General features: G+C 38.9%; 13 protein-coding genes and 2 other annotated features. Of the genes, 12 read left to right on the top strand and 1 reads right to left on the bottom strand.

The window, feature by feature from the left end; all coding sequences use genetic code 11:
• The first annotated feature begins 298 nt into the window (after positions 1-298).
• The 12 genes from LCD34_RS15455 (at position 299) to LCD34_RS15400 (ending at position 13,628) form a co-directional block, all read left to right on the top strand.
• Entirely contained in the window at positions 299-1,168 is an 870-nt protein-coding gene (locus LCD34_RS15455) for a DNA-3-methyladenine glycosylase family protein (RefSeq protein WP_144610619.1), read from the top strand.
• A 102-nt stretch (positions 1,169-1,270) separates the two neighbouring features.
• A complete protein-coding gene (gene rlmD, locus LCD34_RS15450; RefSeq protein ID WP_411910438.1) occupies positions 1,271-2,656 on the top strand; it encodes a 23S rRNA (uracil(1939)-C(5))-methyltransferase RlmD in 1,386 nt (461 codons plus the stop codon).
• A 138-nt stretch (positions 2,657-2,794) separates the two neighbouring features.
• Positions 2,795-3,205 (top strand): DUF6508 domain-containing protein, encoded by a 411-nt coding sequence (locus LCD34_RS15445; protein WP_224559713.1) that lies wholly within the window; start codon positions 2,795-2,797, stop codon positions 3,203-3,205.
• A gap of 26 nt (positions 3,206-3,231) precedes the next feature.
• Positions 3,232-3,750 carry a hypothetical protein gene (locus tag LCD34_RS15440; protein ID WP_224559712.1) on the top strand — a complete coding sequence of 173 codons (519 nt, stop codon included), beginning with the start codon at positions 3,232-3,234 and terminating at the stop codon, positions 3,748-3,750.
• A gap of 134 nt (positions 3,751-3,884) precedes the next feature.
• Entirely contained in the window at positions 3,885-4,712 is an 828-nt protein-coding gene (locus LCD34_RS15435; protein WP_025206945.1) for a MerR family transcriptional regulator, read from the top strand.
• A 26-nt stretch (positions 4,713-4,738) separates the two neighbouring features.
• Positions 4,739-5,926 (top strand): MFS transporter, encoded by a 1,188-nt coding sequence (locus LCD34_RS15430; protein WP_035391321.1) that lies wholly within the window; start codon positions 4,739-4,741, stop codon positions 5,924-5,926.
• A gap of 190 nt (positions 5,927-6,116) precedes the next feature.
• Positions 6,117-6,947 carry a DNA alkylation repair protein gene (locus tag LCD34_RS15425; RefSeq protein WP_048002718.1) on the top strand — a complete coding sequence of 277 codons (831 nt, stop codon included), beginning with the start codon at positions 6,117-6,119 and terminating at the stop codon, positions 6,945-6,947.
• 274 nt (positions 6,948-7,221) lie between these two features.
• On the top strand, positions 7,222-8,406 hold the full coding sequence (locus tag LCD34_RS15420; RefSeq protein WP_081114452.1) for a DUF1835 domain-containing protein: 1,185 nt from the start codon (positions 7,222-7,224) through the stop codon (positions 8,404-8,406).
• Positions 8,407-8,480: 74 nt separating this feature from the next.
• Positions 8,481-8,705, top strand: a binding site (T-box leader).
• 37 nt (positions 8,706-8,742) lie between these two features.
• Positions 8,743-8,967: a binding site (T-box leader), on the top strand.
• Positions 8,968-9,018: 51 nt separating this feature from the next.
• The gene (thrS, locus tag LCD34_RS15415; protein ID WP_224559711.1) at positions 9,019-10,938 is read left to right on the top strand and encodes a threonine--tRNA ligase; all 1,920 of its coding nucleotides are present in this window, start codon (positions 9,019-9,021) and stop codon (positions 10,936-10,938) included.
• 174 nt (positions 10,939-11,112) lie between these two features.
• Entirely contained in the window at positions 11,113-11,679 is a 567-nt protein-coding gene (locus tag LCD34_RS15410) for a hypothetical protein (RefSeq protein WP_025206950.1), read from the top strand.
• 26 nt (positions 11,680-11,705) lie between these two features.
• Positions 11,706-12,989 carry a hypothetical protein gene (locus LCD34_RS15405; RefSeq protein ID WP_224559710.1) on the top strand — a complete coding sequence of 428 codons (1,284 nt, stop codon included), beginning with the start codon at positions 11,706-11,708 and terminating at the stop codon, positions 12,987-12,989.
• Positions 12,990-13,346: 357 nt separating this feature from the next.
• A complete protein-coding gene (locus LCD34_RS15400; RefSeq protein ID WP_017366847.1) occupies positions 13,347-13,628 on the top strand; it encodes a hypothetical protein in 282 nt (93 codons plus the stop codon).
• Positions 13,629-13,683: 55 nt separating this feature from the next.
• Here LCD34_RS15400 and LCD34_RS15395 read toward each other — a convergent pair whose 3' ends face one another.
• On the bottom strand, positions 13,684-15,192 hold the full coding sequence (locus LCD34_RS15395) for a helix-turn-helix domain-containing protein (protein ID WP_017366848.1): 1,509 nt from the start codon (positions 15,190-15,192) through the stop codon (positions 13,684-13,686).
• Positions 15,193-15,908 lie beyond the last annotated feature (716 nt).

Genomic DNA, 15,908 nt, shown 5'->3' with positions numbered 1-15,908 from the left:
TTGTTCACCTCCTTGATATGTCATAATTATACAAATATTTTTGAAATAGAAGATATCACCCATAGGTTCTATTTCTAATTTAAGGAAAATGATCCTAAAATGTTGAAGATTGCTGTCGAATTTTAGCTGAATTCGACTAAAAATTTTCATCTATCCAAAAGGAGAATGACCATAAATAAGGAAGATATAACTGATAAATTCTTGTACTCTTTATATTTAAAAGTATTCAATATAGAGAATCATTCATGCAAAGTGAAACAATCACATCTGCGTGTTGACAGAAAGGAAGAGGAAAAACATGTGGGAAAAACACCTATTGGTTGAACCGCCCTATCACTTCGATCAAGTGCTGAGACGTTTGTCGAGCGATCCATTAAAGGCGGTCGATCTGGATAAAAGAGAAATCAAAGTACCGATGAGGCTGAATCATAAACCGTACGTTGCAGTCGTTCAAGCGACAGGAACAAAAGAAGCGCCTTCATTCCGGGTACAGGCTAACGGGCCGGAGGAAGCGATCCTTTCTGAGGTGAAGCGGATATTTGGCATGGAACACCAATTACATGCTGTGCATGACCATTTTGCTCAAACAAATCTTGCGCCCATTTTTGAACGTCATATCGGAACGCCGCTTATGCTGGATTTCCATCTATATCATTGCTTGATGAAATGCATCATTCATCAACAGCTCAATCTTGCATTTGCTTATGAGCTGACGAAACGGTTTGTTCATACGTATGGTGAGCAAATCGACGGCGTTTGGTTTGACCCTTTACCGGAAACCATTGCATCACTTGAAACCGATGATTTGAGAAAACTGCAATTCAGTCAGCGAAAAGCGGAATATGTCATTGATGTCTCAAAGCGAATAGTGAGCGGCTCTCTGGATTTAGAAGAATTACACGACTTACCGGATATTGAAATTGAAGAACGTCTGCTTCCGATTAGAGGGATTGGACCTTGGACGGTTCAAAATGTCCTCATGAATGGACTTGGAAGACCAAATCTCTTTCCAATGGCAGATATCGGGATTCAAAATGCGATCAAACGTCACTTTGACCTGCCAGAAAAGCCAACAAAAGAAGAGATGGCAGTTTTAAGCAAGGAGTGGGCACCGTATTTAAGCTACGCCTCCCTTTATTTATGGAGAAGTATTGAGACAGACAAATAATTGAAAGGCATTTTCTCTCTTCGTCCAAGTCGTGATATACTATTCAGATGGAATAAAATGAGGACAACCGATAAAGGTTTAAATAGAACGGAGAGAATAAACGTGAAAGAAAAACAGCAAGGAGCCCTTCTGCAAAAGGGGCAGCAGTTCCCGCTTACCATTAAACGCCTTGGCATTAATGGGGAAGGGGTCGGTTATTTTAAAAAGCAAGTGGTCTTTGTCCCAGGTGCACTTCCAGGTGAGGAAGTAGTAGTTGAAGCAACGAATGTTCAAGCGAAATATGCAGAAGGTACGGTGAGGAAAGTCCGCAAGCGCTCAGAACATCGAGTCAAACCGCCGTGCCCAGTATACGAAGAGTGCGGAGGCTGTCAGCTTCAGCATTTGGCATACGAGCAGCAGCTAAAGGAAAAACGCGATATTGTCATTCAATCAATGGAGCGTCATACAAAGCTGTCGGTTGAAAAGATCGACATTAGACCAACAATCGGTATGGAAGATCCATGGCACTACCGGAATAAAAGTCAGTTCCAAGTCGGAAGATCACATAGCGGCGACATCATCGCAGGGCTTTATGGGCTGAATTCTCATAAACTTGTTCCGATCAAGGAATGTATCGTCCAGCATCCGAAAACGAACAAAACAACAGGCGTCGTCCGCAAAATTTTAGAGAAATTCGGCGTATCTGTCTACAACGAGCGGACAAGAAAAGGCGACGTGCGCTCGATTGTTGTGCGTGTCGGCTTTGAAACAGGTGAAGTACAAGTCGTCCTTGTCACATCAAAGCCTGAGTTTCCAAAGAAAAAAGAAATCGCCGAAGCCATCCAAAAACGTCTGCCAGAAGTGACGTCTATTATGCACAATATCAATGGCGAAAAAACGTCAGTCATCTTTGGGCATAAAACATCGCACCTAGCTGGCAACATGGTCATCCAAGAATTTTTAGGAGACGTCTCATTTGAATTGAGTGCACGGGCTTTCTTCCAATTGAATCCGAAGCAGACATTAAAGCTTTACGGCGAAGCGAAAAAAGCGGCCAAACTGACTGGCAAAGAAAAGGTAGTCGATGCGTATTGCGGTGTTGGAACCATTGGAATGTGGCTCTCAGATGGAGCAAAAGAAGTAAGAGGTATGGATGTCATCAAAGAATCAATTGATGACGCGAAGAAAAATGCCAAAAAACACGGCATGAAAAACGCGACTTATGTGACAGGCACAGCCGAACATTGGCTACCAAAATGGGTCAAAGAAGGCTTCCGTCCCGATGTTATCGTCGTCGACCCGCCAAGAACAGGCTGCGAACGCACTTTCCTAGACACCGTCAAACAAGTCAAACCAAAACGCTTTGTCTACGTCTCTTGCAACCCATCTACACTAGCAAAAGACCTCGAATACATGTCAAAAGAATACAAGATCGAATACATGCAGCCAGTGGATATGTTTCCGCATACGGCGCATGTGGAGTGTGTTGTATCAATGGTAAGACTGTAAAAAAGTGAAGTAAATAAAAGACTGTCCGTAATTTGAATACTAGTGTCTAGCTGGTAGGATAACTACGGATTTTTTTATATACTAATCCATAGGTGTCGATCAGAGTAAACCATATGAATGAGGTTGAGGAGGATGGAAATGAGTCAATTCGAGATTCTAACAAAATACATACCGATGCTTCACGAGGACCATATCGGAGAATGGGTGATCGATCAAGAAAATGATGGAACAGCGGAACACCCGATTCAGATGCCCTATGTGAATTATTCCGAAACGGTCCGTCGTTTTATCGAGGATGTCTATACATTTGCAGAACAGCATCAAGAACTGGAGATTACCCGCTATAGAGAGATCCTCAAAGAAAATGGAATTGAATGGGGAATGAACGACATGGAGGATGTGGACGTTTCCAATTTAAATTCGCAGTGTGTGCTGGCTCTCATCATGGGGGTTCTGAGAGCTGAACGATTTTGCGAGGGTGTCATACTCGATTTTTTTACAAACGGAACTATTGTCAAGTGGCTTGAAAGATTGGAACGTTTGGAGTAAGAGAGACTAGATTTCGGGGTGATCAAATGAAAAACAAAACAGATGTAGCCCACATGTTTCCTCCTATGAAAATAGAAGAAATTGATCATATTTTATTATATGATCTTGATGCAATAAAAATTGAAAAAGAAGATGAACGTATAAAATTCATTTTACAAGATCCCTATTGTCCTGATAAAAGAGATATTCACAGTGTGTATGTCATCTATAAAAGGTCTATACTCAATTTACTTGAAGGTAGGATTCGTTCTATTCATAGTCATAAATTCATGACTGCTAAGAAAAAGGATCGAACGATTTCTATAGAAGATATAGAATATGTATTAGAGATCGCTACAGTTGTGGTTCTTGCAAGTGAAAATAATGGAATATTGACGAATTATTTTTATAGTGGAGTCGGACAAAAGTTAGATTGTATTTTTAATCTATGCTTAGGTTATTCAACAGATTTACAAAAGAAAGAGCATAAAGTAAGTTTGCAACGATTTATGGATGATATAAAGATTGTTGAAGCGATGGGATTGTTAGAAAAAATAGTAGGATAATGAGCAAAACCTAGATTTTAGAGAAATCTAGGTTTTTTCGTGCTTTTGAAAAATTTAATCAACTTCATGTTGACCTTCCCCTTAACTGAAAGGTTTATACTGTGATCAGATCAACAAATCGGAGGAGATGCAGGATGTTCAAGATCGGCGATTTTTCTATGTTAAGTAAAGTGCCTGTCAAAACCTTAAGGTATTATGACCAAATTGATTTATTAAAGCCTCAGCAGATCGATCAAGATTCGGGATACCGTTATTACTCAGCTGAACAGCTGCTTGAGGTCAATCGAATTTTTCTCTATAAGGAATTAGGCTTTACGTTAAAGCAAATGGGGCAGCTTCTTCGTGAAGATATTTCTGTCGAGCAGATTCAGGGCATGTTTCTCTTGAAAGAGAGTGAGATTCAGCAATTGATCGAGAGAGAACAGCAGAAATTAGCCCGTATTAAGGAGCGGATGCACCTCATCAAACGAGAGGGGTGTGTTGAAAAAGAACAGGAGGTCATCATCAAATCTGTTGAAAGCAAACGCATCATGTCTTTTCAATCCAACGGAACTGTTGAAGAAATCCCTTCATTCTTTCAAATGTTTCATCATTTATTACATAAACATCAACAAGAATCGATCTCGGGACCACAAGTAGTGCTATGGAGAGAATCACTGGATAAAGAAAGTGAGTTTGAATTTGAGGTGGGGTATTCCGTCAAATCGTTAAGGTGCTCTCTTCCTCAGGGAATGACAATTCGCACGTTACCTGCAGAAGACACCATGGCAACACTCTTATTTCATTCCCATTCTCCATCCGCACAAACTGCTTGTGTTGATCTGGCGACATGGATCGAACATAACGGATACCGCGTGAAAGATGATCAGCCGGGCCGAGAAATCTATTACCCATTGTCAGAAAATGAAGAAGGCAGACTCATTGAAATTCAAATTCCTATTAAAAATGAAATCAAATCGTAAACATGGCCCAAAGGAGAAACGTCACGATGCAAAATAAAACCGTTGTCTATTTACTTGCTTTAGCAGCTTTTTTAATCGGAACGATCGAATACATCATTACTGGCATTATTCAAATGGTCGCATATGATTTACATATCACAACGTCTACAGCTGGCTTATTGGTCACATCTTTAGCACTTTCGGCCGCAATCGGTGCACCGATTGTCATCGCACTAACCATCAATATGGACCGCAGAAAAATATTAACATGGACGCTGATCATTTTTATTTTAAGTAACTTCATCACAAGTATCAGTCATTCGTTTGAAATGGTCATGATCACAAGAGTTTTACAAGGAATCAGTGGGGGAACGGCGATTGTAGTGGCGATGGCGGTTGCAACTCGTCTTGTAGAACGGGAAAAAAGAGGAACAGCGATTGGCATCATTTTAATGGGATTAAGCAGCTCCTTGGTTTTAGGCGTTCCAATCGGGACATTTCTAAGCAGTATGATCGGATGGAAAGCATTATTCGCAGCCATTGGAGTGATCACGCTTATTCCGCTGATTGTGGTGTATAGGCGGATCCCTTCTATGAAAGAACAAGAACCGGTGACGCTTCGTATGCAATTATCGATTTTAAAAGACAAGCGTATATTACTTGCAGTGGCAGTGACGCTATTTTATGTAGGTGGATATTCCACGTTATTTACCTATTTAACGCCCTTCCTGCAAGCATCAGCCAACCTTAGCATTACAGAAATCAGTGGCATTTTGTTACTAGCGGGAATATGCAGCTTTTTAGGATCAAGCCTTGGAGGGATGGCAGCAGATAAAAAAGGACCCATCTTCACGATTTTTTCTGGCATCATCTTGCAAATCATGATGCTCATGCTACTAGCATTTGTCACAGGGAATCTCGTGGTCATGGTGGCTGTTATCATGATATGGATGATCGCTACATGGAGTACATCACCAGCTCAGCAGCTATATCTTGTAACCCTTGTTCCAAAATCTCCTGATATTGCATTAAGTGTCAATACATCATTTATTCAATTCGGATTTGCTTTAGGATCGGGGTTAGGGGGGATTGTGTTGAGCAGGACATCTATATTGCACCTGAGCTGGATCAGTGCTGGAACGGTTCTTCTCGCTTTACTCATGACCATCTTGATGGTGGCGTTTGACAGAATCTCTCAGCAGAAGAGTTTGAAGGTGATCGAGCAAGGAAGGTAACTTAAATTCAATTTTGTATGGAAGGGACTACTTATTTTGGGTAGTTCCTTTTTGGTTTGAAGAATGCACCAGTAAAGTGGTTTATTTGATACAATAGGGGGCAATATCCAAAAATTGAAGGCATTCATATATTTCTTTTAAAAACGATGAATATCAAACAAAAGCACCACTAGACGAGGAGAGAAAATAAATGCAAATCAGCGAAGAGATCATCAATCGAAAAGGTGCTCGAAAGGGGACTGATATCCCTCATGACGTCTTGTTCCTTTTGAATCAAGGAAAAATAGAGAGTGTGAATTTAACTGAATGGCTGGCTGTCAATCATCTGACGTTATTACATCATGTTTTGCCATCCGTTGGTTTAGACCATCATTTAGACGATGTATCATCTGATGTCACTCAACAAAAGGCTGAGTCTGGAATGAAAGCAATTCGTCTCATCGGTCAATTGTTAGATGAAGTGTTACAGAAAGAGAATGGGGAAAAACAAACGGAAGTGCTACAGGCGTTTACTCACCATGTATCTGATAGCGTCCGCTGTTGGGCTGCTTATATGAACAAACACCGTTTATCAACTTTGGAAGAGAAATTGGCGTACATTCAACCATTTGCAGCTGATCCTCATTTTGGAGTTCGAGAAATTGCGTGGATGTCAGTGAGAGAAAGCCTAACGGATCAGCTCGATCAAAGTATAGAACATTTAACAGAATGGGCTAAAAGTAAAGATGAAAATATTCGCCGATTCTCAGTAGAAGCTATTCGCCCAAGAGGTGTTTGGACAAAGCATATTGAGTCATTAAAACAAGAGCCAATGAGGGCACAGCCTATTCTAGACTTGCTCAAATCTGATCCATCAACATATGTTCAAGATTCTGTAGGAAACTGGCTCAATGACGCTAGTAAAACACAACCAAATTGGGTCATAAACCTGTGTGAACAGTGGTTAAAAGATTCTGATACAAAAGCAACCAGCAGGATTGTCAAGAAAGCCAAAAGAACGATTGTGAAGGGGAACTTGTGAAGAAGTACATAAACTGAATTTCCCCTTTTGGAGGGTATTTCTATCAATAGATCATTAGAAAGAAAGTCTCAAAGTTAACTCAGTAAACTAACTGCCCCATTTCGTGGGGTTTTTCATTTTTTATAAAAAATCTAGTCTCCTCAATTCTGCATTCTTTATATAGATCTTATCCTCTCATCGTCGTACTTTTGAATGAAATTGACTCAATAGAATTGACGTAAGAACCATGAATAGGCGAAGATGATATAAAATGTAAGATAAAGGGAGACGAATAATGATACATATCGTATTTGGGGCAGCAACTGCTGGTAGTTTAAAACAAGCATTACGAGAAATGAAGCAAAAACCAGTGGAAGACATCATCACCTTTGATGATATCTACTCCATTGGCCCACTTACACACTTACATGAACGTCAAGGACAAGAGACTCGTATTGAGTGGCTTCGTCATGTCATGTCCAATGAGTTTGGTAGATTTGATGATATGGTCATCGATCAGCAAATAATGATTCAACAAGTGAAGGATATAAAAGATGGATCACATTTAATGATATGGATAGGCAACAATGCACATGAACAAATAGGTCTACGATTTGCCATCTATTTATTAAAAGGAAAAAACGTGGACGTGTCTGTCATCAATACAGCGATTGCATATGATCACCATTTTAATACAAAGACGTTTCGCATGGACCTTCGACATACTGGGGAAATCCCATCTGAAAAATTTAAAATTATTTATGAAAGTAAAAATCACTTTCACACCATTTCCAAGGAAGAAAGAGAACGATTACAAGAAGAGTGGCTTCACATTGCCGAAACAGATCATACGCTGCGGATATGGCGAAGTGAACAAACAATTAACGTACCAGAAGATGAATTTGATGCTTATTTAGTAAAAATGGCTAAGCGGCTTCATCTGTCCGAGCCAGAAGAGGAATACATTGTAACTCCACGCTTAATTGGAGAAGTCCTTGGTCATTTAGAACAATATATCGGAGATGATTTTATTGAGTATCGGCTAAAGAAGCTGATTGATCAAGGTGTTTTTGCTATGAAAGGAAAACGAACGTCCATGCGTTATTACTCGATAAAACTGACAAAATTTGGTCAGGAATTCAAAAAATGGGTATGTTGTCGTGATTTTGAGCACCAACCTTATGTGAAAATTGAAGGAACCTATGGTGGCGAACCTTTTCAATGCGGACATTGTCAATGTCATTTAGAAAGAGATGATGTACCTATAAGCGATGTACTATTCTCTAAAATATGGAATTGGGCCATACAGTATGGTTGTTGGTTTGATGAAGAAACAGATGACTTGCTGCCAGAAGGGGTAGAAATGGAAAAGAAATTTAATCAAGCAGGGGAGTGTATAACGGAAGAAGTGAAGAATGCGTTATCTCCTAAGTATCAAGTCGAATATAGCCCCAGTGAAATGACAAGACATTTCATTTAGTGAATAAAATTCAATAGCACTATACAAAATAAATCTTTACATCATTCCCCATCATCATGTAATATATGGAGAAATCAAAAGCGAAGAAAAGGACATGAGCAGCTTTTATTGGTTCACAGAGAGGGAAGTCACGGTGAAATCTTCCTAACGCAGAAAAGTTGTCTTACCACCTTTGAGCTGTATTGGGGAAATTACAGTATCCAATACCGTCTACGCCACGTTACGGCACCAAGAGCCATAAAGCGAATACGCGTTATGGGAATTTGGGTGGAACCACGGATCACACATTCGTCCCTTTATGAGGGATGGGTGTGTTTTTTTGTTTACTTTTATAGCATGATTGCTTTGAAAAGGACATGAGTAGCTTTTATCGGTTCACAGAGAGGGAAGTCACGGTGAAATCTTCCTAACGCAGAAAAGCTATCTTACCACCTTTGAGCTGTATTGGGGAACATTACAGTATCCAATACCGTCTACGCCACGTTACGGCACCAGAGCCATAAAGCGAATACGCGTTATGGGAATTTGGGTGGAACCACGGATTACACATTCGTCCCTCTATGAGGGATGAGTGTGTTTTTTTATTTCAAAAAAGAGAAAGGTGTGTCAGTGATGAGAGAAAAAATGGTGAAAATTCAATTTCCAGATGGAAAGATCAAGGAGTTCTCCGCAGGTACGACTGTCGCAGAGGTTGCCTCCCATATTAGCCCAAGTTTAAGAAAAAAAGCAGTAGCGGGAAAGATCAATGATCAGACAGTGGACTTAAGTTATCCGTTAAACAACGATGCGGGGCTCTCGATTCTAACACTTGATTCAAAAGAAGGGCTGGAAGTATTACGTCATACAGCTGCACATGTATTAGCCCAAGCTGTGAAAAGGTTATATGACAATGTGACACTGGGGATCGGACCTGTCATTGAGAATGGATTTTACTACGATATGAAGCTGAATCAAACGTTAAGCGTAGAGGATTTGGCAATGATTGAAAAAGAGATGAAAAACATCATAAACGAGAATCACCTAATTCAAAGAATGGAGGTCTCTTACAAAGAAGCTGAAGTGATGTTTGCACATGATCCATATAAACTGGATATTTTAAAAAGTCTTCCTCGACAAGAAGCCATCACGATTTATCAGCAAGGAGAATTTATAGATTTGTGCCGTGGACCTCATTTACCTTCTACAGGGTATTTAAAGGCATTTAAATTAACACGTGTGGCAGGGGCTTATTGGCGGGGAGATAGCAATCAGGATGTCTTGCAGCGAGTGTATGGTGTAGCGTTTCAGCATCCAAATCATCTAGCTGATTATCTTCATTTCATGGAAGAAGCAAATAAACGTGATCACCGGAAATTAGGGAAACAGTTATCCCTCTTTATGTTTTCAGAAGAAGCGCCAGGCATGCCGTTTTATTTACCAAAAGGTCAGATTGTCAGAAATGAATTAATGACCTTTTCTAGAGAAGTGAGAGGTCAAGCGCAATATGAAGAAGTAAGTACGCCATTTATGATGAACCAAGAACTTTGGGAAAAGTCAGGCCATTGGGATCATTATCATGAGAATATGTATTTCTCAGAAGTAGACGATACAAGTTTTGCTTTAAAGCCGATGAACTGTCCAGGGCATATGCTCATGTTCAAAAATAACTTATATTCCTATAGAGACCTTCCGATTAGAATGTCTGAATTTGGTCAGGTGCATCGTCATGAATTCAGCGGAGCATTAAATGGATTGTTCAGGGTCAGAACATTTTGCCAAGATGATGCCCATATTTTTTTAAGAGAAGATCAAATCGAAGCTGAAATCAAACGGATTTTTCAATTAGTTGATTATGTGTATCGGACATTTGGTTTTGAGTATACAGTCGAACTATCCACTCGTCCAGAAAAAGCATTAGGGGATGACGCTATTTGGGATATATCCGAAAAAGCGCTAAAAAATGTGCTTGATCAGTTAAAGATTGACTACTACTTAAATGAAGGAGATGGGGCATTTTATGGTCCGAAGATCGACTTTCATATTCAAGATGCACTAAAGCGGAGCCACCAGTGCGCCACAATTCAGCTGGATTTTCAAATGCCAGAGAAATTTGATTTAACATATATCAACGAGAAAAATGAAAAGGTGCGGCCAGTTGTCATTCATAGTGCCATTTTTGGTTCACTTGACCGGTTCCTTGGTATTCTCATTGAACATTTTGCGGGCGTCTTCCCGTTATGGCTCGCACCAATCCAAGTACAAATCATACCTGTCTCAAGCGTTCACCTTGATTACTGCATAGAGGTGCGGCAGCAATTAAGAAATATCGGAATTAGAGTCACAATCGATGAACGGGATGAAAAACTCGGCTATAAAATGAGAGAAGCACAAATGCAAAAAATTCCTTATATCGCTGTCATTGGAGATACAGAAATGCAAGAAAAAACACTGAACATCAGACAACATGGAGAAAAAATGTCAAAGCTGCTGTCTATTGATGACTTTAAACACTTGGCAGCCCAGCAAATAAAAGACAGAACAGCTCAAATATGATGTGCTGATTTCATGAAGAAGGATAAGACGTTCATTGAATGGTGGGCGTCTTTTCATTTGTGAAAAAGCCGAATTGACAATTGAAAGGGAAAATATTGAAACATTTTTTCGTTAAAATCGTAATAAGGATAGAGCGTTTATCAGAAAAATTTGAAACGAGGAGGAGTTTATCACATGGAACAAGCTGCACTAAAAAAGATGAGGACAAAACAAATCGCTATCTCTAATTTATTTGTCGGACTTATGATCATCATTTTTTTTATGTTGATTCAAATTGTTAAAATCCAACTGACACATTTCCTTTTTTGTTTAGGAATTTTAATCCTTATCCAAGGCATTTTAGGCTTTATCAGAAAAGGAACAACAAAGTCTTTCATCCCTATTTTAGAGCAGGTAGCTATTTATGAAAAAGAGAAATTAGGGAAAGAGTGGGAAAAAGAAAAACGGTTAGATCATGTGTGGAAAATCATATTGAGTGTCATTATGTTTATTCAATCATTCACTTTACAAAATGTGGATAATGCATTCAGTGACGTCGATCCTGCATTGATCATTTTCTTGTTTTTGATGGTTCTAGCCATTTTAAATATAAGCATGCTTTTTCGTTTTAGAAAAATTGACCGATCGACTGTAGGTGAATTAACAGGCTACACAAAAGAGTCAAATATAATGGCAATCGCTTTAGGATTTTTTATGGCAATCGTCATTTTCATCTTTATCGTTATTTTTATTCTTCCATAAAACATCATCATTTTGAGGTGAATTTATTGAAAGCAAACATACAACAACTGATCGATCAGACAAAGACGAAATTTGGCTTAGATCTTTACTATCTAAAAAGACACAGTTTTCATCGCTACGTCAATATGTTCAATGAAACGGTGTATACATTGAATATGGAATGGTTTCCCTCTCATGAAACGGAACCCGAGGACGATGATCTAAACCCAGACGGCACAGCTGTCATTGAAGTGAACTTGAATACAGGACAGACCGAATCAGTTATTTTTGTTATGGACAAAACCTATGCGCAGCATGGTGTCACGTTTAAGAGACCTTATCCAGCTCATGTCATTCAATGGATCGAACAAGAAACAGGATTGATCTATGGAGAGCATTTTCATATGCATCTGAAGGAGAAAGGGGAACTTTCTTTCGAAGAAGCAATAGATGGTGTGAAAGTAACACCTTCAGGCAGAATCGAAGTGAAATGGAATGAACATGGACAGCTCATGTACTTTACACACCACGGTCCATTTTTAGCCAAAACATTACTGAAAGATGAGGAGTATGTGCTTTCCCTTGATCAGGTGGAGAACTTAGCTGAGCAGCAAGTGCAGCTGTTTCAATGGCCTTCCTTCGAGCACAATCAAATCCGGTCTATTTATGCGTTAGAAGAAATCTATGTGAAGAACGATGGAACAGGAACTCTTCCGTTTGAAATTGGGCGTGAAGAAACGCATTGTATACACATGAATGAAGTCATTGAGTGGAATGAACCGATAAACAGTGCCTTTGAAAAAAAAGAAATGGACATTCATGAGAACATTTCAGCTGAACAAGCTTTCTCATTGGAATCATCACCAGATTCCCTCCCGATATCAAAAGAAGACCAGGATGAGTGTATCAAAGCAGTCTGCACCTTCTTGGCGCAAAAATATCCAAAGGATACAGGAAAGTGGGTTCTAAAAACACTCCAACGTGATCACGGATACATCCATGCGATATTAAAAACGAATGAACAAGAAGGCTGTGGATTTATGGATAAAATCAAGGTCTTCATTGATGCCAACACTTTTGAAGCCATTAATTACATAGATAAAAAAGAGATGTTTCAAGTATGTGGGATACTCAATCCATCTCAAACAGCTAGTGAAATCACCATAACTCAGAAACAAGCCTTTGAAACATTGAGAGAACGCCTCGAACTTATACCTATCTATGTCTATGACGATGTGCAAAAACAATATGTTTTATGCGGCAGGCTCGATTGTCATGATGGCATTGATGCAGTGAGCGGCGAAGTGTTCTCTTTGACAGACCTTTCATAACTTCCAAAAGAACAGTGAGGAGCTGTTCTTTTTTTTGTCCCATCTCCCTCTTTTTTGCAGAAAAATGGAATATTGTAGCAGGAAGTTGTCATTTCATCACGAAAGAAAACAGGTAAGAATATGATCATAGGTCCATTGTTTGGATTCGTGGTGGAGTCAATGAGAAGACATAGGAAACGTTATACATATTGAACATTCGTGACAGTACAGTTGATCTACAGTATCAAGTCTAAAAAGTGAGTGATCATGTCTCAAGCCGTATGCGAAAATACGTGTACCGAGATCATATGATGAGTTGGTTCCGTTTGTTTTTAGGTGAGTTTGAAGCCAAGTTAGAAGAAAGTGAGGATATCTACCTTGAGTACATTGGAAGTGTTTCGTCAGTTTTTGGTTGACCATTATCCTGCGTTACAAGATGAGCTTTGGCTGAAAGATGTTGATACCCTTCGAATCTCTCCTATTCTTCATCCTTTTCTGAAAAGCAAGCTGCCAGATGGGATTGAAAAATTCACTTGTGTCCTATTCACGCAGCAAACAGATCAAACCACTGCCCCGCTCAAAGTATACCTTCTATTAGATGAATATGGGCAATCGCTTTACGCCATTGATTTGATGAATGAACAAATCGTGCTTCATTAATACAGAACCAAAAAGCTGCTTGAGCTTGTCTCAGCAGCTTTTTTTATGATGAACATCAGTTTGTCATATCAACCAATCTGCGGTGCAAGTTGTCCAATTCTTTTTTTGTTGGAAAAGAGCTGATCAGCAGCGTAGATCGCCCGAACTGAAGAGGAAGCTCAGTATCGGTCACAATCATATCAATCCCAAGTTGATCCATCGTGACATCATTTAACGTATTTTCTGGACTTGTGAAAATGTGAATGAGAGGAGGCACACTTAATTTAATTAAATCAGCAATAAACAAACTATGATAATAACCTAATGTTGAAGTAACAAAAATGTTCAGCACGTTTCTCCGTTCCATCTCCAAATGAACAAGCCCTCTCCAGGAAGATGTAATGATACGAATCAATTCCCGTTCATTTTTCACAAAAGAAGCGAGGATATCGTCTGTTTTTAACTCTTGGATGATATGACTAATCCTCGAATAGAAGTAGGGAAACTGTTTTTTCACCTCTGATAAATAGCTCGATTTCTTTTTGAAAAGGAATCCATCTCTCACGGTAATTTCATTGGAATACACATAATATTGGAGAAGAACGAGTGTCATCACCTTACGATTCGCTATTTCTTGATGAAAAATCGACTCCAACTGGGTGATAAATGAATGAATGGCATCATAGAGGCGTGGTGTATGCGACTGAAAGAACGTCAATTTTTCTTCGACAGACTCAATTGATTTAAAGTGTCCAATAGCTGGTTCGATCAATAGCAAAAAGACAAATTCATGATGATCCAGCGTCACATCAAATACGTCTTTGGCCATTCGGCAGATGTGCTCTTCCCATCTTCTAATTTGATCATAGATTCCTTTAGCTGTAGAGGTTTGTTTTTCTTCATTCATTGAGTATGTATATTTACGGCTGATTGTAAAACCTTTTCGCATTCGGTGAATGGAAACGCCGAGCCACAGGCAGTATTTATCTATCGCGACATCTGGTACATTGACTTCGAGCACCTGAAATAGTTCTTGTAATAAATTCACTGCGTCTTGTTTTTGAATATCATCAAATGGCCAAAGGCGGCTTCCATACACTTCAAATAAAAATTCAACAAAGAATTGACGAATCTCCTTCTCATTCCCATGGAACTGCATACTATCTGGGCGTAACTCGATGTCATAGGATGTAAGGATCGAGTTGATTTTATGAATCGTGTTATACAATGTGGATCTACTGATATTCAGCGTTTCCATCCATTCATAGAAAGATCTGTTTTCTTCAAAAAAAATGCCGTCAATCAATCGAATTTCAATCGTATCCTTTAGAATTTCTTTGATATAGTAATCCACGCGTATCGTCTGCGTATTACAAATGGATATGCCTTGTCTTGGCTTTATGTGGATTAACGGTTCTCCATTCTCTGTTTGGAACGATTTCATTTGTTCTAAATCGCTTTGAATCGCACGAACCGAGCCGATACGTTCATTCGATATCTCTTGAAGGCTCCACCACTTATTTTTGGATACAAGCAATTTTAAAATGTTTATCCATCTCTTTGATTTATTATCAATGAGCTCCATCAAACAACTAACTCCTTCCTTTAGCTTGCCTCTATATTATGAAGTTCACTTAAAGAACATTTGATTCTCAAAATAGGCATGAAATGATTGTAATGTTTAGGCTAAATCGTTTTGTCTTCACTTTTCATGATAAAAGAGAAAAAAATTAGACGAAAACAAATGTTATGCCCTGATTCTCCATATTTTTCTATTGAAAGGTGATAAATATGCCAAGAATCCTATAAAAATGGATCATTTTAGATATTTTGTTTATTTTTTTGCTGCTCAAACGGTAAATGTAAGAATAAAAAGCATCGGCTTTTTGATTACCATATGGAAGGGAGTAGAAGGAATGCGATCTATATGATGCTGAACTATCTCACCATACATACCATATGAGTCATGCTTGTTTTATATGAACGTTCTATATGTGAATATATGCTTATATATGCATGTACTAATCATTTGTTGTTCGTTCCAGTATAAATAGAAAAATTCACATTTATTCTTTTCATGTTCCCTCTCACTATTCCCCATTGCTATAGACCCCTATCCAGCTACTATATCTACTACTCATGATGACCTTTCAAACTCATGGTTGATCAACTCATTTTATTCATAGGGTCTTAAGATGCAATTTTTAGAAAAATTTGATCAGAAGCGGAGTGATTGATCAGACAGTATACAAATGATTTTTTAATCGTTGTTGAAAAATAATTGTAGAAAAGGGTGGATGT

It is taken from the genome of Bacillus sp. RAR_M1_44, from assembly GCF_020165935.1.
Lineage (GTDB): Bacteria > Bacillota > Bacilli > Bacillales > Bacillaceae > Bacillus > Bacillus altitudinis.
The sequence above is the reverse complement of the archived record's forward strand: the minus strand, read 5'-3'. Positions and strand labels throughout refer to the sequence as shown.

What these genes read in the sequence shown, in the direction of transcription:
- LCD34_RS15425 (WP_048002718.1), top strand. Translation starts at nt 6,117, where the DNA reads ATGCAAATCAGCGAAGAGATCATCAATCGAAAAGGTGCTCGAAAGGGG.
- LCD34_RS15430 (WP_035391321.1), top strand. Translation starts at nt 4,739, where the DNA reads ATGCAAAATAAAACCGTTGTCTATTTACTTGCTTTAGCAGCTTTTTTA.
- LCD34_RS15445 (WP_224559713.1), top strand. Translation starts at nt 2,795, where the DNA reads ATGAGTCAATTCGAGATTCTAACAAAATACATACCGATGCTTCACGAG.
- LCD34_RS15395 (WP_017366848.1), bottom strand. Translation starts at nt 15,192, where the DNA reads ATGGAGCTCATTGATAATAAATCAAAGAGATGGATAAACATTTTAAAA.
- LCD34_RS15435 (WP_025206945.1), top strand. Translation starts at nt 3,885, where the DNA reads ATGTTCAAGATCGGCGATTTTTCTATGTTAAGTAAAGTGCCTGTCAAA.
- thrS (WP_224559711.1), top strand. Translation starts at nt 9,019, where the DNA reads ATGAGAGAAAAAATGGTGAAAATTCAATTTCCAGATGGAAAGATCAAG.
- LCD34_RS15420 (WP_081114452.1), top strand. Translation starts at nt 7,222, where the DNA reads ATGATACATATCGTATTTGGGGCAGCAACTGCTGGTAGTTTAAAACAA.
- LCD34_RS15440 (WP_224559712.1), top strand. Translation starts at nt 3,232, where the DNA reads ATGAAAAACAAAACAGATGTAGCCCACATGTTTCCTCCTATGAAAATA.
- LCD34_RS15455 (WP_144610619.1), top strand. Translation starts at nt 299, where the DNA reads ATGTGGGAAAAACACCTATTGGTTGAACCGCCCTATCACTTCGATCAA.
- LCD34_RS15410 (WP_025206950.1), top strand. Translation starts at nt 11,113, where the DNA reads ATGGAACAAGCTGCACTAAAAAAGATGAGGACAAAACAAATCGCTATC.